Raw genomic sequence first — 19,523 nt, 5'->3', positions numbered from 1 at the left:
CCTAAGCCGACGTGTCGTCGGCCGCGAGCAGTTCCCGCACCCGAGGTACCACGACGGTGCCGTACAGCTCGATGCTGCGCATGAGCTTCTCGTGCGAGAGCGTTCCGTTGGAGTACTTGAGGTCGAAGCGCTGCACTCCGAGGTCGCGCACCGTCGCGGCGATCTTCTGGGCGACGGTCTCGGGAGAGCCGACGTTCAACGCACCCTCGTCGGCCTCGTTCTCGAAGGTGTCGCGGGTGATCGGACCCCAGCCGCGCTCCCGGCCGATGCGGGTGATCATCGCCTGGTGATGCGGCCACAGCTCCTCGCGGGCCTGCGCGTCGCTGTCGGCGATGTGCCCGGGCGAGTGCACGCCGACGGGCAGCGTCGGCTGGCCGAGCTGCGCCAGGGCGCGGTGGTACAGGTCGACGAACGGGCGGAAGCGCGCGGGCGCTCCCCCGATGATCGCGAGCATGAGCGGGTAGCCGTAGGTGGCGGCGCGCACGACCGACTCGGGAGACCCGCCGACGCCGATCCATGCCTTGAGGGCGCCGGATGCCGTCTTCGGGTAGACCTCCTGGTTCACGAGGGCCGCACGCTTGCGGCCCTCCCACGTGACGGGAGTCTCCTTGACGAGCTCGGCGAACAGCTCGAGCTTCTCCTCGAACAGGTCCTCGTACTCGCTCAGCTGGTAGCCGAACAGCGGGAACGACTCGGTGAACGATCCGCGCCCGAGGATCACCTCGGCGCGTCCGTCCGAGATGCCGTCGAGGGTGGCGAAGCGCTGGAACACCCGCACGGGGTCGTCGGAGCTCAGCACTGTCACGGCGGACCCGAGGTGGATGCGCTCGGTCTTCGCGGCGATCGCCGCCAGCACGACCTCGGGCGCCGAGACGGCGAAGTCGTCTCGGTGGTGCTCGCCGACGCCGAAGAAGTCGAGGCCCACCTGATCGGCCAGCACGCCTTGGGCGACCACGTTCCGCAGCACCTCGGCCTGCGACAGCCTGTCGCCGTTCGCGTCGACCGTGACGTCGCCGAAGGTGTCGACTCCGAACTCGACCTGCTGTGCCATGAGGGCTCCTGACTATTCAAATCACTTCATACGTTTGCATAAAACAGAACTGTGGGTCGCATCCGGCTATTCCCGAGGCGACGGGTGCCGCCATCAGGCCAGCGCGGGCAGCACCTCGCGCTCGAACAACTCGATGCCCGACCTGTCGTAGGCCGCTTCCGGGAAGTAGTGGATGGCGTACCCCAGTCCGTGCTCGCGTCGCTCGCGCAGGCGCTCGACGACCTGTTCCGGCGTACCGACTGCCGGGGTGCCGTTGCGGTACTCCGCCACGAACTCCCCCGCCTTGACCTCTCCGAGGTACGGCAGCACGCGAGCGTGCAGCGCGTCGATGCGATCGGCGACCTCGGCCTCGGTCGCGGCGACGATGGTGTTGAAGTTCGACGACCGGGTGATCGAGGCGAAGTCGCGACCGATCGCCTCGCAGTGGCCGCGGAGCACGGCGCTCTTGTGGTCGAACTCCTCGAGGGTCCCGGCGAAGTTCGTGTAGGCGGCGTACTTCGCCGCGATCTTGAGCGTGACCTTCTCTCCACCGCCGGCGATCCACATCGGGATGCCGCCCTCCTGCAGCGGGAGGGGCCGCACGATGGCGCCGTCGACCTGGTAGTGCTTGCCGTCGAGGGTCGCGCTGCCCGTCGTCCAGGCCTGGGAGAAGATCTCGACGCCCTCGCGCAGACGCGCGAGCCTCTCGGGGACGGGCGGGAAGCCGTAGCCGTAGGCGCGCCACTCGTGCTCGTACCAGCCGCCGCCGATGCCCATCTGCGTGCGGCCGCCCGAGATGATGTCGACCGTCGCGGCGATCTTCGCCAGGTGCACGGGATTGCGATAGCTCATGCAGGTGCACATCTGGCCGAGCTTCACGCGTGACGTGCTCGCGGCGAAGGCGGCCATCAGCGTCCATGCCTCGTGCGTGGCCTCCTCGGAGGGAACCGGCACCGTGTGGAAGTGGTCGTACACCCAGAGCGAGTCCCACGGCCCGGCGTCGGCGTGCTGCGCGAGGGAGTTCATCGTCTCCCACTGATCGGCCGGGTCGATGCCGAGAAGGTCGTGTCGCCAGCCCTGGGGAATGAAGAGTCCGAAGTCCATGATCGCCAGCCTAGGCGGCTCGGCGCCCGCCGAGGCGGCAACGCAGCCGCCACCTCCGCCCGCCGAGGCAGCGACGAAGTCGCCGCCGAGGTGCAGGGATACCGCGACGCCAGGGTGCATGATCGAGGGATGAGCAAGCGCATCCTGTTCCTCGGCGGTACCGGCGTCATCAGCGCGGCATCCGTCTCCCGTGCCATCGAACTCGGCCACGACGTGACGGTGCTGAATCGGGGTGAATCGAGGGTGCGTCCGCTGCCGGATGCCGTCCGCAGGCTGACGGCGGATCTCCGCGATCCCGCGAGCGTGCGTGACGCCGTCGGCGACGCCGAGTTCGACGTCGTCGCGGAGTTCCTCGCGTTCACTTCTGATCACGTGCAGGCCGACATCGACCTGTTCGAGGGGCGGGTGGGCCAGTACGTGTTCATCAGCTCGGCATCCGCGTACCAGACGCCTCCTTCGCGGCTTCCGGTGACCGAGTCGACGCCGCTGCGCAACCCGTTCTGGCAGTACTCCCGCGACAAGATCGCCTGCGAGGACCTTCTCGTGGGCGCCTACCGCGACCGCGGCTTCCCGGCCACGATCGTGCGACCGTCGCACACCTACGACCGCACGCTGCTGCCCACCTCGGGCGGATGGACGGACATCGCACGGATGCGGGCGGGCAAGCCCGTCGTCGTGCACGGTGACGGCACCAGCCTCTGGACCCTCACGCACACCCGCGACTTCGCCGTCGGATTCGCCGGCCTGCTCGGCAACCCGTACGCCGTGGGCGACACCTTCCACATCACCGGCGACCACGCTCCGACGTGGAACCAGATCTACGGCTGGCTCGGCGAGGCCGCCGGCGTCGAGCCCGTGCTCGCGCACGTGTCGTCGGATGCGATCGCAGCGGCGCATCCGGAACTCGGTCCCGGCCTCATCGGCGACAAGGCCCACTCGATGGTGTTCGACAACTCCAAGGTGAAGGCGCTGGTGCCCGGGTTCGCCACGACGGTGCCGTACTGGGAGGGCGCCGCCGAGGCGATCGCCTGGTACGACGCGCACCCCGAGGCCCAGGTCGTGGATGCCGAGCTCGACGCCGTGTTCGACCGGTTGACAGCCTGAGGCCCGGCTGCCTCAGCTCTGGGGGCGGTGGGCGAACACCAGCAGGCTGCTCGTCGCCGTGGCGAGGAGGTTTCCGGCGCTGTCGGTGAGCTCGGCCTCGGCGAAGATCACCCGGGTGCCGCTCTTGCGCACTCGTCCGGTCGCTCGCAGTGGTGCTGCCGACGGCTGGATCGGGCGCACGTAGCTGACGGTGATGTCGATCGAGGTGTAGCCGGTGCCGGCAGGCAGAGTGCTGTGGGCGGCGCATCCCAGCACGGTGTCGAGCACTGTGCAGGCCAGTCCGCCGTGGATGGTGCCGAGGGGGTTGTAGTGCGCCTGGGTGGGGCGCGTCTCGAAGACCACCTCGCCCTCGGAGACCGCGACGATGTCCATGTTCATCAACACGGCGATCGGCGGTTCGGGGATGCGCCCCTCGAGGATGCCGGTGAGGTACTCGAGGCCGCTGAGCTGCGGCAACTGCGCGAGCCCGACGGCCGGATCGACCCAGGTGTAGGTGGCTGAGGAGGTCGGAAGCTCGGTGTCTGTCACGGTCGTCACGATAACACCGGGCCTTCTGCATGCGACGAGCGGAATACCCCGGCGGGTGCCTACGCTGTGGTCATGGTGAAGCGCATCGGATTCCTCTCCTTCGGCCACTACCAGGCCGTGCCCGGGTCGTTGACCCGCACGGCCGCCGACGTCCTGCAGCAGTCGATCGACCTGGCGGTCGCGGCCGAGGAGGTCGGCGTCGACGGCGCCTACTTCCGGGTGCACCACTTCGCCCGCCAGCTCGCTTCGCCGTTCCCCCTGCTCGCCGCCGTCGGCGCCCGCACGAAGACCATCGAGGTCGGCACCGGCGTCATCGACATGCGCTACGAGAACCCGCTGTACATGGCCGAGTCGGCCGCTGCTGCCGATCTGATCGCCGGTGAGAGGCTGCAGCTCGGTATCAGCCGCGGGTCACCCGAGACGGCGCTGGCCGGCTACGAGTCGTTCGGCTACGTGCCCTCCGACGGACAGACGGATGCCGACATGGCGCGTGCCCACACCGAGCTCTTCCGCGCCGCCATCGCCGGAGCCGGGCTGGCGCACGCCAACCCGCAGATGACGGGGACCTCGCATCCGCTCGCCATCGAACCCCTGTCCCCGACCCTGCCCGAGCGCATCTGGTGGGGCGCCGGCACGCGCAAGACGGCGGTGTGGACGGCCGAGCAGGGCATGAACCTGATGAGCTCGACCCTGCTCACCGAGGACACCGGGGTACCGTTCGACCAACTGCAGGCCGAGCAGATCGCGATGTTCCGAGCGGCGTGGGCCGAAGCCGGGCACGACTTCGAGCCGCGGGTGTCGGTGAGCCGCAGCATCCTGCCGCTCATCGACGACGAGTCGCGCCGGTACTTCGGGCTGCGGGCGCAGGCCGATGCGAAGGACCAGGTCGGTCACCTCGACGGCGGTCTCGCACGCTTCGGGAGGAGCTACATCGGCGAGCCCGACGTGATCGCGGCCGAGTTGGCTCAGGATGCCGCCGTGCAGGCTGCCGACACTGTGCTGGTCACGGTGCCCAACCAGCTGGGCGTCGACTTCAACGTGCGCATCCTGGAGTCGATCGTGCGCGACATCAAGCCGGCGCTCTCCCGCTGATCGCGCTTCGGGCGGTCGCTCCGCTCGGCCCTCAGCGAGCGGATCATGCTGGACCCGCTCGCTGAGGCCCGGACGCAGTCCGCGGTCGAAGCGCCCAGATGACAGGATCGACTCGTGACCGACGCCGCCTTCCCCGTCCTGAGCGACGACAGCCGCTGCCCCTGCCTGAGTGGCGAGACCTACGGCTCCTGCTGCGGAAGGTTCCACAGCGGAGAAGCCCTCGCACCCACGGCAGTGCAGCTCATGCGCTCGCGCTATTCGGCCTACGTGCTGGGTGACGTGGCCTATCTGTTGCGCACCTGGCATCCGTCGACCCGACCGGCAGACCTCGAGCTCGATCCGACCGTGCGCTGGTTCCGCCTCGAGATCGCCGGGACCACCGGGGGCGGTCCGTTCGACACGACCGGCACCGTGGAGTTCACCGCGCGCTCGAAGCACGGCGGCGTCGCCCACGTCCAACACGAGAACAGCACCTTCGTGCGCGAGCGCGGCGCCTGGCTCTACGTCGACGCAGTCTGACGCGCGGCGCTCGGATCAGGCCGGGACGCCCAGCTCGTCGAGAGCGTCCTGCACGATCGTGAGGCCGCCGAGTCCGGGCATCCCGCTGATCGAATCGTCGACCTTCCTGGCGGCCTTGCGTCCGTCGGGTCCGCTCATGAGGTGGTTCATGACGTGCTGCACATCCGAACGCTCCATGATGCTGGAGCCGACCGGCGCCCAGAACCTGCTCAGCGCGAATCGCGTGATCTTCTGAGCCTTGGTGCTCTTCGCCAGCCGTTCGCGCGCCTGCGAGGTGTAGAAGGCGACGTGTCGCGCCTCCTGCTTCGCGATGCGGCGCAGCAGTTCGGCGAGCACGGGATCCTGCTCGAGCTCGGCCATGCGGTTGTAGGCGGTGATGGCCGACCACTCGTTGGCCGCGCCCCACGACATGTGCACGGCCACGAAGTCCTCGCCCACGAGCGAGCCGAGCACCGACTGCTTGATGGGGTCGAGTCGGTCCTTCCAGCCGAGCTTCAGCCGGTTGGCCTTCAGCTGATCGAAGTCGACGGTGATGTCGTGCATCGCGAGCACGGCGGCGAGAGCCTCGCCGTGCCAGAACTCCTCGCGGTTCCACATGGTCATGAACGAGCTCACATCGGCCTCGCGGTGCGACGGCGTGGTGAGCAGATCACGGGTGTAGCAGACGGTGTGATACTCGACGTCAGCCATGTAGCGGAGGGTCCGCAGCGAGTCCTCAGGCAACGGATGCTCGCGGAAGACCTCGAGGTCGAGGTCGTCCCAGTTCACGCTCACGCTCGTCGCGGTGTACGTGTCGATGTCGAATGCCACTGTGCTCCCTCGTTCCGCTGATCATCCAAGCACGCGCGTGCTCAGGCTGCGAGTCGCAGCTGCACGGCTCTGATCGTGCCGTCGTCCATGCCGGGCAGGTCGGCGACGCACGACGCGACCCTCTGCGCCCGCATCGGCCCGATGTCGCCGGCGAAGGAGAAGCGCGTGAAGAAGGCTCGGTCGCCCGGGGACAGCGTGACCGCCCCGAGCGGCAGCACGTCTCGGCGGAGCTCCCGACGGGTGAGCCGCACGGCGCGTGGGCTCTTGAGCAGGCGGTGCACAGCCTCCTCCTCGAAGAAGCGCGAGTGGCGGGCCTTGAGTTCGAGCACCTCGCCCAGGGCGCGGGCGACCTCGGCGTTCTCACTCACCTCGATCACACGCTCGTAGCTCGCCCGCAGCATCCAGTCGTCGACGAGTCCGCTGGTCACGTGCACCGCCACGATCGACTCGCCGGCGAGGAAGCCCGACACCGAGCGGCGCACGGGCCCGCGGCGGGCGCGCCGGTCCGCCCGGCCGCGCGAGGTGGCGGCATCCGTCACCGGCGTCGTCTCGACGGCAGCGCGGTGCGCCTCGGGTTGAGCCTCGATGACGGCGGTGAGGGCGTCGGCGATCCAGAACTTCTCGAACGCCCAGCTCACCAGGAACGCCGTGACTCGGGCGTCCTTGTGGGTGGCTGTGACGAGGACGTTCCGCAGCCGGTCCATGGTGGCGGCCTCGAGGTCGCGCAGCACCCTCACGGCCCGAAGCGCGTCGCCCGGAAGGGGCTGGGCGGCGAGGGCGGCGATGTCGAGGCGATCGCGGTGCGTGCCGACGGCGGTGCGGGCGAACTCGCGCACGTCGAATCGTTCGGATCCTGTCATGAGCGCCTCGGTCGCATCCGTCGTCATCGTCAGATACTCGCGAAGAAGGCTGTGAGATGGCCCCCGAGCAGCTTCGGTTCCTCATGGGCGAGGAAGTGCCCGCCGACGGACGGTTCGTGCCAGACGCGGATGTCGGAGCACGACCTGTCGGCGATGCTGCGCGGCATCTCACGGATGCCGGGCTCGGCGCTCACGGTGAAGCCTGCCGGCACCGTGATGTCGGGCCGGGGCCGGTTCGCGTCGTAGTCGACGTATTGGCGGAACGAGGTTCCGATGGACTCCGTGGCCCAGTAGAGGGTTCCGATGGTGAACAGGGTCTCGCGATCGAAGCGCGTCTCGAGATCGCCGCCGCAGTCGCTCCAGTCGCGGTACTTGTCGATGATCCAGGCGAGGAGGCCGGCCGGTGAGTCGGCGACGGCGGCTCCGATGGTGTCAGGACGCGTGATCATGATGGCGCTGTAGCCGCCGTCCGACTGGTCGAACTCGGCCTCGGACTCGAGGAACTCGTGCTCCGCGTCGGTGAGCGGTGCCTCGAACTCGGCTGGGAACGGCGGGTGGATCATGTAGAGGCCGGTGACGGACTCCGGATGCTTCGCAGCGAGCCAGGCCGCGACGGTGCCGCCGATGTCTCCCCCGAACACCCCGTAGCGCTCGAAGCCGAGCTCCTCGGTCATGAGCGCGTGCATGACGTCGGCCATGGCCTCCCGGGTGAGCGGCCCCTCGGGCAGCTCACTGAACAGGAAGCCCGGCATCGACGGAACGACGATCTCGAACGGGGCGCCCGCTGCCTGGAACTCCTCGACCAGTGCGAGCATCTCGACGAAGCTGCTCGGCCAGCCGTGCATCAGGAGAAGCGGCATCCGTTCGCCGTCGACGGGTCCGGAGGTCGCGCGCACGATGTGGATGCTGGTGCCGTCGACATCGATGAGGCGGTGGTCGAGTGCGTTGAGGCGGCTCTCGACGGAGCGCCAGTCGGAATCGAGCCAGTCCGCCCACCCTGCGACGAGCGACGCGAGGTAGCCGGGGTCGACGCCGGCACCCCAGAATTCGGCGCGACTCGGAGTCGTGAAGCGGGTGTTGCGCAGCCGCATCCGCAGGTCGTCGAGCGTGTCGTCGGGCACGGCGATCATGAACGCGGTGGAAGTCATCCCTCCACTGTCGCAGAAAGCCGCCGGGTCGGGCAGGATCGACGCATGGAACCCTCGGCGACGTCGCCCATCTCCCCCATGCTCGCGAAGGCGCTCGACAGCGTGCCCGATGCCGACAGCGTCGCCGGAGGCCTGCTCTACGAACCGAAGTGGGACGGCTTCCGGGCCGTCATCTACTTCGACGGCGAGACCGTGGAGATCGGCAGCCGCGGCTCGAAGATGCTCACGCGCTACTTCCCCGAGCTGGTCGAGGCGTTCACCGCCCAGCTGACGCAGCCGACGGTGCTGGACGGCGAGATCATGGTGCGCGCGTCATCGCGCGGATCCACCGGCGGCGAGAGGCTCGACTGGGAGGCGCTGTCGCAGCGCATCCATCCCGCCGCGAGCAGGGTCGCGAAACTGTCCGTCGAGACTCCGGCGATGTTCGTGGCGTTCGACCTGCTGGCCCTCGGCGACGAGTCGCTGCTGGAGCGACCGTTCTCGGAGCGCCGCGCAGCACTCGAGGCGTTGGCGCAGGGTTTCGCGGCACCCCTGACCATCACGAGGACGACGACGGATGCCGCCCTCGCCCGCGAGTGGCTCGTCGAGTTCGAGGGAGCCGGCCTCGACGGGGTCGTGGCGAAGCCGTTGGCGGCCTCCTATGCGCCGGGCAAGCGCGTGATGCTGAAGATCAAGCACCACCGGACGGCCGACGTCGTGGTGCTCGGGTATCGCGTGCACAAGAGCGGCAACGGAGTCGGATCGCTCCTGCTCGGGCTCTACGACGAGAGTGGCGAACTGCGAGGCGTGGGCGGGGCGTCGGCGTTCTCCGACGCGCGGCGGCTCGAGCTGGTGGAGGAGCTCGCGCCTCTCGTCGTGCGAGACGAGGACGGCGCCGCCGTGACCGGTGAGACCGACCGCAGCCGGTTCTCCGGCAGCAAGGACGTGTCGTTCGTGAAGCTCGAGCCGACTCGTGTGATGGAGGTGCGCTACGACCAGATGGAGGGCTCGCGCTTCCGGCACACGGTGCAGTTCGCCCGCTGGCGACCCGACCGGGATGCGAGGTCGTGCACCTTCGAGCAGCTCGAGATCCCGGCGGCCTACGACCTGAGCAAGGTGCTGGAGTAGCGCACGCGCACGCCCCTCTTCCGCCCGCAGAGGGACGGGAGCGAAGCGAGCGCCCTCCCCCCGCCCGCAGAGGGACGGGAGCGAAGCGAGCGCCCCGAAGCGCACTGACCGGCGCCCAGCACCCTCGGCTTCGGGGGCGACTTCGTCGCTCCCTCTGCCAGCGGGACGGGCTTACTCGGCCGTGGGTTCCTTCTTCGCGCGGCTCGGCTGCACGCGCGGCGGCTCCCCCGGCATCTTCGGGAAGTCGGGCGGGAACGGCAGCTCGCCGAGGCCGTTCGCCAGGTCGCGGTCCCACCACTCCAGCAGGGTGTCGATCTGGCCGGGCTCGTCGTGCAGTGCCGCCCACGGGTCGCCGACGGTGCGCAGGCGCTCCGGGACCGTCAGCACGGTGAAGTCGCGCGGATCGGCATCCGCAAGCTCGTCCCACGTGATCGGGCAGGAGACCGGAGCGTGGGCGAGGGCTCGGGGACTGTAGGCGCCGGCCATGGTGCGGTCGCGATTTGCCTGGTTGAAGTCGACGAAGATGCGCTCGCCGCGCTCCTCCTTCCACCACGCCGTCGTCACGGCATCCGGCATGCGTCGCTCCAGTTCGCGGGCGGCGGCGATCACGGCGTGCCGAACCTCGAGGAACTCGTGCGTGGGCTCGATCGGGGCGAAGACGTGCAGGCCGCGGTTGCCCGAGGTCTTGATGAAGGCCGTGAGCCCCGCGTCGGCGAGCACTGAACGCAACTCGACGGCGGCTGCCTTGGCGTCGGCGAAGTCGGTTCCGGGCTGCGGGTCGAGGTCGATGCGCAGTTCGTCGGGGTTGTCGGAGTCTCCGGCGCGCGATGCCCACGGGTGGAAGACGATGGTGTTCATCTGCACGGCCCAGACGGCGACGGCCGGTTCGTCGATGACGAGCTGCGGATGGGACCGGGCGCTCGGATAGACCACGGGCACCGAGCGCACGTAGTCGGGAGCACCCTTGGGCGGGTTCTTCGAGAAGAACTGATCGCCGTCGATGCCGTCGCCGAAACGCTGCAGTGACACGGGCCTGTCACCGTTCGCCGCCACGAAGGCGTCGCCGACGTCCACGATGTACTGCGCGAGATCGAGCTTGGTGATGCCGGGCTCGGGGAAGACCACCCTGCTCGGACTGGAGATGCGCACCTCCCGGTCGCCGTGGGGCCCGGGTACGGTCAGCATCGTCGCTTCGCTCGCCATGGCACCAACCTACTCGGGGGCTGGGCGGCGGCGCTTCGACGGCATCCGCCTCGGAGGCGTCACCGGCAGCGCGGTGGGCTTGACCTTGGGGCCGGCGGTGCGCAGCGCCGTCTCCTCGGCGTCGATCGCGGCGAGCACTGAGAGCACGGCGGCCTCCTGGTACCGCCCCTCGCGGCGGGCCGCGAGCACGGCCTCGCGCTGCGCCTCTATCATCACGCGACGCAGCCGGGTGTACGCGACCGGGCGGGGTTCCCCACCGGTCGTCGGCGGGTTCTGCAGCGCCTCGGCGAGGAACGCCGCATTCGCGCGCAACCTGTCGATGACCTCGAGCTCGTCGTCGTCGGTGCGCTCCTGCTCGAGCCTCGCCACGCCGGCGTCCTCGGCCTCGGCCATGAGCAGCATCCGCTCCGAGTGCTCCTGGCTGTAGTCGGGGGCGGGAAGCTTCAGCAGCTTGAGGATCCGCGGCAGCGCCAGCCCCTCGAGCAGCGTTCCGACCACCACGACGAAGGCGAGGAACTGCAGGAACTCGCGCTGCGGCGTCTCGGGCGGGAGCAGGAACACGGCGATGAGCGTGACGACGCCCCGGATGCCGGCCGACGAGACGGCGGTCGCATTGCGCCAGCTCCACTGGCGTGCGCGCAGGAACTGCGGCCCGTGCTTGTACAGCCAGGTGAGCATGAAGACCCAGGCGAACCGCGACACGATGAGCGTCACGAGGATGGCGAGGCAGATGCCGATGGTGGGCCAGATGCCGGGGCCCGCCGACGACGCGCCCTCGACGATGCCGGCGAGGTTCAGGCCGATGAAGAGGAAGACGGCGTTCTCGAGCAGGAACTGGATCGTCTTCCAGTTGAGCCTCTCGGCGATGCGTGCCTCGGCCGACTGGACTGTGGGCGAGCGATAACCGAGCAGGATGCCGGCGATGACGACCGCCAGAACGCCGGAGCCCCCGATCGCCTGCGCGATGATGAAGGCGAGGTACGGGGTGATGAGCGACAGGCTGGTGTCGAGCACGGGCGCACGCAGGCGCTTCCGCACCTCGGAGAGCACCCAGCCGATGCCGAGGCCGACGCCGACTCCGCCGACCACGGCGAGCACGAAGTTGCCGGCGATGGCCCAGGGGTTCAGCACCGTGACACTGAGGATCGCCATGATCGCTGCGTTCAGCGCGACGAGGGCCGTGGCGTCGTTCAGCAGGCTCTCGCCCTCGAGGATCGTCACCAGGCGACGGGGAAGCTTCAGGCGGCCGGCAACGGCCGATACGGCCACGGCATCCGTCGGGGCCACGACGGCGCCGAAGGCGAACGCTGCGGCGAGCGTGATGGCGGGAACCAGCATCCAGGTCGCGAAGCCGACCACGACGACGGTGAAGGCCACGAGGCCCACGGAGAGCGCCAGGATGCTGTCGTCGCGGGCACGGATGTCGATGAACGACGTGCGGATCGCCGCGGCGAACAGCAGGGGCGGGATGACGGCGTAGAGCACCAGCTCGGGCTCGATCTCGACCCGGGGAACCGCGGGGATGAAGGAGGCGACGGCGCCGACGGCCACGAGGGCGACGGGGGCCGACCAGCCGATGCGCCCCGTGAAGCCCGTCACCGTCACGGTGACCAGCACGAAGGCGACGACCCAGACCACTGTCGTCACGGTATCCATCTAGGCGTGCCGTTCCGACAGGGTGGTTCTGCAGGCGCCGGTTGCAGTCATCCGACAACGATAGCGACAGCGATGCTCCGGTTGGTGCTGCTGTCCGAGACAGGCCAGAATGGAGTCTCACCGCATGAAATGGAGAGCCTGATGTCGGCTGAAGTGATCCTCTGGTCCGTTGTCGGACTGATCGGCCTCGTCGGCGGAGTCGGACTCGTCGCGGCCATCGTCGCCATGGTGAAGTCGGGCTACCAGGGCTGACGCCGACGCGTCGCCCTCAGGCGCGGAACATCCCCAGCACGGTGAGCTCCGTGTCGGGGCTGTGCACGACCTCGATCGGGTCTCCGGCTCCCACCGACCCGCGCTTCACGACGCGCAGGTAGGCTCCCAGCCGGCCGGCAGCGCCGAAGCGCTTGACCCAGCCACGTTCGTGCTCGCCACCCACCCAGCGCGCGAAGGTTCCGCAGGGCGTGCGGGGCATGGTGACCTCGAGCACGACGGATGCCTCATCCGTACCGATGCGCCACTGCTCGCCGATGCGCGCGGCATTCACGTCGATGCCCGACACCCGCAGGTTCTCGCCGAACCAGCCGGCGGGAAGCTCGCGGCCGAGCTCGTTCTCCCAGTACTCCGCGTCCTCCTGGGCATAGGCGTAGATCGCCTTGTCGAAGCCGCCGTGGTGCTTGCGGTCGACCTGCACGTCGGAGCGCAGTCCGTACGGCCCGATCTTCGCGCGCGACCTGACCGCCACCTTGTCGATGGCCGTGACCCCGTTGCCGCGGTCGGGGCGGAGGTCGCGGACGACGCAGGCGGCGAGGAGTTCTGGCATGAGGCAATCCTAAGAGGAGCTCCACCACCGATCGCGCAGCGCGAGCTGCAGCTCCCGGCGTGGGGAGCTCGGCGGCCCGGGCGCCTGGACGACCGGGCCGATGCGCCTACTTCTTGTGGGTGGCGCCACTGACGGCGTCGCTCCCGGAACGGCCTTCGACCTTGGCCTTCTTGTCGGCGCGCTTCTCCTTGAGAGTCTTGCTCGCGGCGGTCTTGCTGGACGATTTCTTCGGTGACTTGTCTGACACTGTGACGCCCTTTGATCGGGAAGCCTGGACGGCCCCGTGCGGCAACCTTACGCGTCCGCCGCCCGCCCGCCGGGCACATGGGGTGCTTTCGCGGGAACGGATGGCCGGCGCCGCGCGAACCGGCGCATGATCGGCTGTCCGAGCAGCACCCCCACGAGCACCAGAACGATACCGGCGACCTGGCGGCCCTCGAGCACCTCGTGCGCGACGATCGTGCCGACGAGCACGCCGGTGACAGGATTGAGCAGGCCGATGAGCCCCACGGTGCCGGCATCCAGATGACGCAGGCCCGTGAACCACGCCACGAACGCCAGCGCCGTCCCGATCACCCCGATGTATGCGAAAGCCACGATCTCGGTGCCGTCCAGCGCCGGCGGCGGCCCCTCGACGGCGAAGGCGAGCAGCAGCAGGACTCCCCCGCCGGCGAGCAGCTGCCACGACGTCAGCGCCAGCACGTCGACGTCTGTGCTCCAGCGTTTGGCGAGGATGAACCCGAGCGACGACATCGTCATGGCGGCGACGGATGCCGCAACGCCGAGCAGGTTCACGCCGGCTCCGGTGCTGAACAGCATCAGGCCGACGCCGAGGACACCGATCACGCCGCCGAGGAGGGGCAGCATCCGGAGTCGTTCCGAGATCAGCACCCGGGCGAGCAGCATCATCACCAGCGGCGCGAGCGCCATCACCGTCGCCGCGATGCTGGTCGGGAGCAGTTGCGCGGCGACGTACACGAGAGCGAAGAAGGCCCCCATGTTCAGCGTTCCGAGCACGACCGACCTCCACCACCACGCGCCGCGCGGGCGGTGGCGGCTGAGCGCGAGCAGCAGGAGACCTGCCGGCACGGCCCGGATCACAGCACCCCACAGCGGAACGTCGGGTGGGAGGAACGTGCGGGTGACGAAGTAGGTGGTGCCCCAGACGATCGGGGCCACGGCCGTCACGAGACTCCATCGCCATGTAGCTTCCATGGAAACCATATTACCTTCCCTGGAAGATATACTCGAGGAATGTCGAACCCCGATGACCACGTCGCCCACGTCATGACGGCCTGGGCGCGGGAACGCCCCGATCTCGACGTGAGCCCGCAGGCCGTCATCGCCCGGCTGCACAGGCTCGCGAATCGCCTCACCACGGAACTCACCGCGGGCTACCGGGAGTTCGACCTCGGCGAGGGAGAGTTCGACGTGCTGGCGACCCTTCGGCGCACCGGAGCCCCGTTCGAGCTCACGCCGACGGAGCTCGCGGGATCGACGATGGTCACGTCGGGCGCGATGACCAAGCGCGTCGATCGTCTGGAGACCCGCGGGCTGGTGAGCCGCCGAGGCAGCGAGGCCGACGGACGCGGGCGCGTCATCGCCCTCACCCCTCACGGGCGAGAGCTGATCGACGCCGCCTTCACCGCCCACATCGCGAACGAGCACAGGCTCCTCGCGGCGCTCTCCGCCGACGAGGTCGCCGACGCTGAACACATTCTCACGAAGTGGATCGCCGCCCTCGACTGACGGAGGATGGGACCATGACAACGAACACCAGCACGCAGATCCAGCTCGTCGCCCGGCCCGTCGGCTGGCCGACCCACGACGACTTCCGCAGTGTCACCGTCGAGCTGCCCGAGCTGGCTCCCGGCGAGGTGCGGGTCGCGAACGAGTTCATCTCGGTCGACCCGTACATGCGCGGCCGCATGAACGACGTCCGCAGCTACACCCCGCCCTACGCCCTGGGCGAGACCATGACCGGCGGCGCCATCGGACGGGTCGTCGAGTCGACCTCCGACGCTCACTCCGTCGGCGACGTCGTGCTGCACCAGGAGGGCTGGCGCGATGTCAGCCAGGGTGCGGCATCCGGCTACAGGGTCGTTCCCGAACTCCCGGGCGTTCCCCTGTCCACCTACCTCGGAATGCTGGGCCTGACCGGATTCACCGCCTACCTCGGACTGCTCGAGATCGCGAAGATGAAGGAGGGCGAGATCGTCTTCATCTCGGGCGCGGCCGGCGCCGTCGGAACGGCCGCAGGACAGATCGCGCGACTGAAGGGCGCCTCGCGCGTGATCGGCTCGGCCGGAACGCCCGCGAAGGTCGCCCTGCTCACGGAGAAGTACGGCTATGACGCGGCGTTCAACTACAAGGACGCCCCCGTGCGGAAGCAGCTGAAGGCCGCCGCGCCCGACGGCATCGACGTGTACTTCGACAACGTGGGCGGCGACCACCTCGAGGCCGCCCTCAGCTCCTTCAACGACGGCGGCCGCGCGGCACTCTGCGGCGCCATCCAGGACTACAACGCCACCGAGCGCGTCGCCGGGCCCTCGAACATGTCGAACATCGTCACCCGCGGCCTCACGCTGCAGGGGTTCACCGTCGGCAACCACTTCCAGCACTACCGCGCCTTCACCGAGGAGATGACGGGCTGGTTCCGCGACGGGAAGATCGTGTTCGACGAGACCGTCGTCGAGGGCATCGACAACGCCGTCGAGGCCTTCTTCGGGCTCATGCGCGGCGAGAACACCGGCAAGATGGTCGTTCGGGTGGGCTCGGCCGCCTGACGGCCCTCTGCTGCCGGATGCCGCCCCTCGTCACTCGCCGACGGGCGGTATCCGCGAGTCGATGGCGGCGTTCAACGCGTCGACCTGCACGTTCATCTGCTCCAGCTTCTCCGCCTTCTCATCGAACTCGGCGCGACGAGTCGTGATGGAATCGTAGAGCGCGTCGAGCGTCGCCTGTCGATCGAGCAGCACCGCGCGCTCGACATCGAACTGCTCCTGGGTTCCGGCATCCGGGGCGTCCCAGCGGGCGTTGAACTCGTCGATGTCCGCGCTCAGCCGATCGGACTCCTCGGTGTAGTCCTGCGAATCGACCTCGATGTCGCCCCGCAGGGTGTCGAGCTCGGCGACGAGGGCCTCGGACTGGGTCTGCAGCGCCGAGAAGACGGCCTCGCTGGTGACGTGCAGTGCCACCAGCTCATCCCGATCATCGAAGTACCGCGCGTAGTGCTTCTCGAGGGCCGGAGACAGCCCGGTGAACTCGGTTCCGAGGATGGAGTGCAGCTCGGTGGCGCGTCCCGCGTCGTCAATTCCCGCGTAGAGCGCCAGCTTGTCGATGAACGCCGGATCGTCGGCGAGTCGTGCTGCCTCCTCCTCCAGGAGCGACGAGATCTCGCTCTGCTCTCCGAAGCTCATGCGCGCCCACACGGCGTGCAGCATCTCGTGGGCGGCGGTGACGACCTGCATGCCGTCGAGCCGCTCATCGGTGATGTCGAACAGGTGGATCGCACGACCCACCGGCACGTAGCATCCGAGGGTCACTCCCTGTTCCAGCTGCTGGTTGCACGACGAATTGAACGCGGCACGGTCCTCGATCGCCGGAACGCTGGCGTAGAAGGTGAAGCGCGCCTCGTCGGTCATTCCCGCACGCTGGGCGAACTGAACCGCGGCGGCCTGCGGCTGATGCGTCCACACCACGATCTGATCGGTGAGCCGAACGGGATTCATGAAGGCCCATGCCGCGGCGACGGCGGCGAGCGCGACCAGCAGCCAGACCACGATGCGACGACCGCGCCTCGGGCGACGCGGCGGTTCGGCCTCGAACGGGCTGCCGTACGGCGAGGTGTACGGAGAGGTGTACGGCTCCCGGGGATCGGACGAGAACAGGGTCACCGCCGCCCTCCCCTCCACCGGCCGCGCAGGGTCGGCCCGAGCGGCAGTTTAGGCGCGCGCGGCCGCGAGCGCATCGGTGCGACATGCGGGGATTAGGTCATGCCGCTCAGCTGCACGACACTGTGAATGCGTACGCATCTGTCTTACGGTTGTCTGCGTGCGTGGCGGACGCCGCGCCAGGCGAAAGTTCGTTCGACTCGAGGAAGCAGGCATCGGTGCCGACCATCACGACCACGGATGACGTCAGGCTGCACTACACGGAATCCGGCTCGCCCGATGGCCGGCCTGTGGTGCTGATCGCCGGCTTCAAGGCGGCGGCCACGAGCTGGGTCTACCAGCGCAAGGCCCTCGCGAAAGCCGGCTACAGGGTGATCGCGTTCGATCGGCGAGGCCACGGCGAGTCTGAGACTCCGGATGCCGGTCACACCATGCAGCGCCACGGAGCCGATGTGCGCGAGCTGCTCGAGAGTCTCGACCTTCACGACGCCGTCCTCGTCGGAGGCTCGATGGGCGGCAACGCCATCTGGTCGCTCACGTCGCAGTTCGGCACGGATCGGGTGGGCGCCATCGTCATCGTCGACCAGACGCCGACGATGCTGAACACCGACGACTGGCCCTACGGCTTCTACGACTACGACACGGCGACGATCGAGTCGATGTTCGCCACGGGGGTTCCCGACACGGGCCGCGCCACCGCTCGATCCAAGGGGGTCGTGCGCATCGGACGCCTCGTGCGTGCCATGGACGTGCGTCGCAGCGGGCTCAAGGTGTCGTTCAGCGCCGGCGAGCTGGCACTGCTCGATGACCACGCACGACAGGACTGGCGTGAGGCTGTGGCCGCGGTCGACGTGCCGGTGCTTTTCGTAGCCGGGCGCGAGAGCGAGTTCTGGCCGAGCGAGCATGCACCGGCGGCGGCCGCACTGAACCCCTTGGCGGCATCCGTGATCATCGAGAAGGACGGCCACGCGGCGAACATCGAGCAGCCGGCGAAGTTCAACGAGGCGCTGCTGGGGTTCCTGGCGACGACCGCTCGCTGAGGCCCGGCTGATCGAGTAGTGCCCGACGAAGTCGGACATGTATCGAGATCCACCAGACGTCGCGCCCGAGCGGGCGTGGTTTCGATACGGCTGCTCGCTGCGCTCGCGGCCTACTCAACCAGCGGCGGGCTCCGCGGCCGGGAACGCCTTCCCCGGATTCAGCGTGTTCAGCGGGTCGAGCGCGAGCTTGATCGAACGGTGCAGCTCGATCACCCTCTCACCCAGTTCATCCGCCAGCCCGGGCAGCTTCAGCAGGCCGACCCCGTGCTCACCCGTGACAGTCCCGCCGAGCGCCAGGCACTCGGCGATGATGGCGTCGAACGCCACCTTGGCCCGTGCCTTGGCGGCGTCGTCGCCCTCCGGCGCGATGATCAGGGGGTGCAGGTTGCCGTCGCCGGCGTGGGCGATGTTCGCGATGACGACCTCGTTGGCCTCCGCGATCGCCTGGATGCGCGCCAGCATCTCGGGCACGGCTCCCCGGGGAACGCAGACGTCTTCGGTGAGCACGGGCCCGAGCCGCTCCAGCGCCGGGTACGCGAGTCTGCGCGCGAGGAAGAGGCGATCGACCTCGGCCTGCTCGCTGGCCCGCTCCACGTTCACTCCCCCGGCGGTGGTCATGGCCTCGGCGACCCGATCCGCGAGCGCGTCGCCCGAGGCACCGGCGTCGTCGATCTTCGCGAGAAGCAACGTGTCGACGTCGCGCGGGAGGCTCCACTGCTGCCAGTCGTCGACGGCGCGCAGGCAGGTGCGGTCGATGAGCTCGAGCGCCGCCGGGATGATGCCGGCGTGGGCGATCGCGGCGACGGCGACTCCCGCCGCGTGCAGCGACGGGAAGTACCCGACCACGGCGCGCTCCTCCCGGCCGGCCAGGGGCAGCAGCTTGAGCGTGAGTTCGGTGATGATGCCGAGGGTGCCCTCCGAGCCGACCATGAGTGCTGTGAGGTCGTAGCCGGCGACGCCCTTGGCCGTGCGGCGTCCCAGCTGCACGACGGCTCCGTCGGCCAGCACGACGGTCATGCCGAGCACGTAGTCGCGGGTCACGCCGTACTTCACGCAGCAGATGCCGCCGGCGTTGGTCGCCGCATTGCCGCCGATGGTGGAGATGGCCGAGCTCGCGGGGTCGGGCGGATACCAGAGACCCTTCTCGGCGACGGATGCGCGCAACCTGTCGTTGATCACACCGGCCTGCGCGACGACGTAGCGCTCGTCGGCATCGATCTCGAGCACAGCGGTCATGCGCTCGAGGGAGAGCACGATCGAGTCGGCGACGGCGTTCGCACCACCGGAGAGTCCGGTGCCCGAGCCGCGCGGGACGACGGCGACGCCGTTCGTCGCACACCAGGCAACGACGGCGGCCACGTCGTGCGTGCTCTCGGCGAGCACGACGGCGAGCGGGCGGTCGTACGCGGCCCACTCCGCATCGTCGTGGCTGTACGCGGCGAGGGAGGCGGCATCCGTCAGCACCTGGTCCCTCCGCACAATGGCCGACACTGCGGTGACGACGTCTGCTTCGACGATGGTGCTCACGATCACTCTCCCTGGCTGGCGCGCTGCTGCGTCATGAACGATTCTGCGGCATCCGCGCCCGTCCTCGTCGTCGTGGCGGGGC

Annotated in this window: 20 protein-coding genes; 7 read left to right on the top strand and 13 right to left on the bottom strand. The window is 69.1% G+C overall.

The genetic code is table 11. From position 1 onward, the window contains the following. Position 1: 1 nt before the first annotated feature. Both E4M00_RS04680 and E4M00_RS04675 read right to left on the bottom strand, forming a co-directional pair. Positions 2 to 1,051, bottom strand: a complete 1,050-nt coding sequence (locus E4M00_RS04680) for an LLM class flavin-dependent oxidoreductase (protein WP_135119343.1) — start codon at positions 1,049 to 1,051, stop codon at positions 2 to 4. Between the two features lie 93 nt (positions 1,052 to 1,144). Next, complete coding sequence (locus E4M00_RS04675) at positions 1,145 to 2,134, bottom strand: LLM class F420-dependent oxidoreductase (protein WP_135119342.1); 990 nt, start codon at positions 2,132 to 2,134, stop codon at positions 1,145 to 1,147. 129 nt (positions 2,135 to 2,263) lie between these two features. Between E4M00_RS04675 and E4M00_RS04670 the strand changes: the two genes are divergently transcribed. Beyond that, positions 2,264 to 3,238 (top strand): NAD-dependent epimerase/dehydratase family protein, encoded by a 975-nt coding sequence (locus E4M00_RS04670; protein ID WP_135119341.1) that lies wholly within the window; start codon positions 2,264 to 2,266, stop codon positions 3,236 to 3,238. A 12-nt stretch (positions 3,239 to 3,250) separates the two neighbouring features. On the opposite strand, the gene E4M00_RS04665 is transcribed toward E4M00_RS04670, so the two are convergent. Then, on the bottom strand, positions 3,251 to 3,766 hold the full coding sequence (locus tag E4M00_RS04665) for a PaaI family thioesterase (protein WP_193555544.1): 516 nt from the start codon (positions 3,764 to 3,766) through the stop codon (positions 3,251 to 3,253). Positions 3,767 to 3,838: 72 nt separating this feature from the next. On the opposite strand from E4M00_RS04665, the gene E4M00_RS04660 reads away from it, so the two are divergent. Both E4M00_RS04660 and E4M00_RS04655 read left to right on the top strand, forming a co-directional pair. After that, positions 3,839 to 4,858 carry an LLM class flavin-dependent oxidoreductase gene (locus E4M00_RS04660; RefSeq protein ID WP_135119340.1) on the top strand — a complete coding sequence of 340 codons (1,020 nt, stop codon included), beginning with the start codon at positions 3,839 to 3,841 and terminating at the stop codon, positions 4,856 to 4,858. A gap of 114 nt (positions 4,859 to 4,972) precedes the next feature. Continuing rightward, positions 4,973 to 5,377 (top strand): YchJ family protein, encoded by a 405-nt coding sequence (locus tag E4M00_RS04655; protein WP_135119339.1) that lies wholly within the window; start codon positions 4,973 to 4,975, stop codon positions 5,375 to 5,377. 15 nt (positions 5,378 to 5,392) lie between these two features. On the opposite strand, the gene E4M00_RS04650 is transcribed toward E4M00_RS04655, so the two are convergent. The 3 genes from E4M00_RS04650 to E4M00_RS04640 are packed head-to-tail and all read right to left on the bottom strand — an operon-like array spanning position 5,393 to position 8,195. Beyond that, positions 5,393 to 6,187 (bottom strand): ferritin-like domain-containing protein, encoded by a 795-nt coding sequence (locus E4M00_RS04650; RefSeq protein ID WP_135119338.1) that lies wholly within the window; start codon positions 6,185 to 6,187, stop codon positions 5,393 to 5,395. 41 nt (positions 6,188 to 6,228) lie between these two features. Then, on the bottom strand, positions 6,229 to 7,074 hold the full coding sequence (locus tag E4M00_RS04645) for a hypothetical protein (protein WP_135119337.1): 846 nt from the start codon (positions 7,072 to 7,074) through the stop codon (positions 6,229 to 6,231). Between the two features lie 2 nt (positions 7,075 to 7,076). Beyond that, on the bottom strand, positions 7,077 to 8,195 hold the full coding sequence (locus E4M00_RS04640; protein ID WP_135119336.1) for an epoxide hydrolase family protein: 1,119 nt from the start codon (positions 8,193 to 8,195) through the stop codon (positions 7,077 to 7,079). 45 nt (positions 8,196 to 8,240) lie between these two features. On the opposite strand from E4M00_RS04640, the gene E4M00_RS04635 reads away from it, so the two are divergent. Next, on the top strand, positions 8,241 to 9,302 hold the full coding sequence (locus E4M00_RS04635; protein ID WP_135119335.1) for an ATP-dependent DNA ligase: 1,062 nt from the start codon (positions 8,241 to 8,243) through the stop codon (positions 9,300 to 9,302). A gap of 171 nt (positions 9,303 to 9,473) precedes the next feature. Here the strand turns inward: E4M00_RS04635 and ligD are convergent, their stop codons facing one another. The 5 genes from ligD to E4M00_RS04615 form a co-directional block, all read right to left on the bottom strand. Beyond that, complete coding sequence (gene ligD / locus E4M00_RS04630; RefSeq protein ID WP_135119334.1) at positions 9,474 to 10,505, bottom strand: non-homologous end-joining DNA ligase; 1,032 nt, start codon at positions 10,503 to 10,505, stop codon at positions 9,474 to 9,476. Between the two features lie 9 nt (positions 10,506 to 10,514). Beyond that, positions 10,515 to 12,161, bottom strand: coding sequence for a Na+/H+ antiporter (locus tag E4M00_RS04625; RefSeq protein WP_135119333.1), 1,647 nt, complete (start codon positions 12,159 to 12,161; stop codon positions 10,515 to 10,517). A gap of 268 nt (positions 12,162 to 12,429) precedes the next feature. Further along, positions 12,430 to 12,981, bottom strand: a complete 552-nt coding sequence (locus tag E4M00_RS04620; protein WP_135119332.1) for an MOSC domain-containing protein — start codon at positions 12,979 to 12,981, stop codon at positions 12,430 to 12,432. Positions 12,982 to 13,087: 106 nt separating this feature from the next. Next, positions 13,088 to 13,228: a hypothetical protein gene (locus tag E4M00_RS17820; protein WP_167756826.1), complete on the bottom strand. Its 141-nt coding sequence runs from the start codon at positions 13,226 to 13,228 to the stop codon at positions 13,088 to 13,090. Positions 13,229 to 13,275: 47 nt separating this feature from the next. Continuing rightward, positions 13,276 to 14,196: an EamA family transporter gene (locus tag E4M00_RS04615; RefSeq protein ID WP_135119331.1), complete on the bottom strand. Its 921-nt coding sequence runs from the start codon at positions 14,194 to 14,196 to the stop codon at positions 13,276 to 13,278. Between the two features lie 39 nt (positions 14,197 to 14,235). Here E4M00_RS04615 and E4M00_RS04610 point away from each other — a divergent pair, with 39 nt between their 5' ends. Together E4M00_RS04610 and E4M00_RS04605 are read left to right on the top strand one after the other, a co-directional pair. Next, entirely contained in the window at positions 14,236 to 14,730 is a 495-nt protein-coding gene (locus tag E4M00_RS04610) for a MarR family winged helix-turn-helix transcriptional regulator (RefSeq protein ID WP_135119330.1), read from the top strand. Positions 14,731 to 14,744: 14 nt separating this feature from the next. After that, positions 14,745 to 15,767 carry an NADP-dependent oxidoreductase gene (locus tag E4M00_RS04605; protein ID WP_135119329.1) on the top strand — a complete coding sequence of 341 codons (1,023 nt, stop codon included), beginning with the start codon at positions 14,745 to 14,747 and terminating at the stop codon, positions 15,765 to 15,767. Between the two features lie 30 nt (positions 15,768 to 15,797). Here E4M00_RS04605 and E4M00_RS04600 read toward each other — a convergent pair whose 3' ends face one another. Then, on the bottom strand, positions 15,798 to 16,877 hold the full coding sequence (locus E4M00_RS04600; protein WP_135119328.1) for a hypothetical protein: 1,080 nt from the start codon (positions 16,875 to 16,877) through the stop codon (positions 15,798 to 15,800). Between the two features lie 215 nt (positions 16,878 to 17,092). Here E4M00_RS04600 and E4M00_RS04595 point away from each other — a divergent pair, with 215 nt between their 5' ends. Further along, the gene (locus E4M00_RS04595; protein WP_135119327.1) at positions 17,093 to 17,914 is read left to right on the top strand and encodes an alpha/beta fold hydrolase; all 822 of its coding nucleotides are present in this window, start codon (positions 17,093 to 17,095) and stop codon (positions 17,912 to 17,914) included. A gap of 114 nt (positions 17,915 to 18,028) precedes the next feature. On the opposite strand, the gene E4M00_RS04590 is transcribed toward E4M00_RS04595, so the two are convergent. Further along, positions 18,029 to 19,441 (bottom strand): FAD-binding oxidoreductase, encoded by a 1,413-nt coding sequence (locus E4M00_RS04590; protein ID WP_135119326.1) that lies wholly within the window; start codon positions 19,439 to 19,441, stop codon positions 18,029 to 18,031. Positions 19,442 to 19,523 lie beyond the last annotated feature (82 nt).

This window comes from Orlajensenia leifsoniae (genome assembly GCF_004570845.1).
GTDB classification, from domain to species: domain Bacteria; phylum Actinomycetota; class Actinomycetes; order Actinomycetales; family Microbacteriaceae; genus Orlajensenia; species Orlajensenia leifsoniae.
The sequence above is the reverse complement of the archived record's forward strand: the minus strand, read 5'-3'. Positions and strand labels throughout refer to the sequence as shown.

Bases quoted from the DNA above. Each gene is read 5' to 3' on its own strand.
- E4M00_RS04680 (WP_135119343.1), bottom strand. From the start codon at position 1,051: ATGGCACAGCAGGTCGAGTTCGGAGTCGACACCTTCGGCGACGTCACG.
- E4M00_RS04675 (WP_135119342.1), bottom strand. From the start codon at position 2,134: ATGGACTTCGGACTCTTCATTCCCCAGGGCTGGCGACACGACCTTCTC.
- E4M00_RS04670 (WP_135119341.1), top strand. From the start codon at position 2,264: ATGAGCAAGCGCATCCTGTTCCTCGGCGGTACCGGCGTCATCAGCGCG.
- E4M00_RS04660 (WP_135119340.1), top strand. From the start codon at position 3,839: ATGGTGAAGCGCATCGGATTCCTCTCCTTCGGCCACTACCAGGCCGTG.
- E4M00_RS04645 (WP_135119337.1), bottom strand. From the start codon at position 7,074: ATGACGACGGATGCGACCGAGGCGCTCATGACAGGATCCGAACGATTC.
- E4M00_RS04640 (WP_135119336.1), bottom strand. From the start codon at position 8,195: ATGACTTCCACCGCGTTCATGATCGCCGTGCCCGACGACACGCTCGAC.
- E4M00_RS04635 (WP_135119335.1), top strand. From the start codon at position 8,241: ATGGAACCCTCGGCGACGTCGCCCATCTCCCCCATGCTCGCGAAGGCG.
- ligD (WP_135119334.1), bottom strand. From the start codon at position 10,505: ATGGCGAGCGAAGCGACGATGCTGACCGTACCCGGGCCCCACGGCGAC.
- E4M00_RS04625 (WP_135119333.1), bottom strand. From the start codon at position 12,161: ATGGATACCGTGACGACAGTGGTCTGGGTCGTCGCCTTCGTGCTGGTC.
- E4M00_RS04620 (WP_135119332.1), bottom strand. From the start codon at position 12,981: ATGCCAGAACTCCTCGCCGCCTGCGTCGTCCGCGACCTCCGCCCCGAC.
- E4M00_RS04615 (WP_135119331.1), bottom strand. From the start codon at position 14,196: ATGGAAGCTACATGGCGATGGAGTCTCGTGACGGCCGTGGCCCCGATC.
- E4M00_RS04610 (WP_135119330.1), top strand. From the start codon at position 14,236: ATGTCGAACCCCGATGACCACGTCGCCCACGTCATGACGGCCTGGGCG.
- E4M00_RS04605 (WP_135119329.1), top strand. From the start codon at position 14,745: ATGACAACGAACACCAGCACGCAGATCCAGCTCGTCGCCCGGCCCGTC.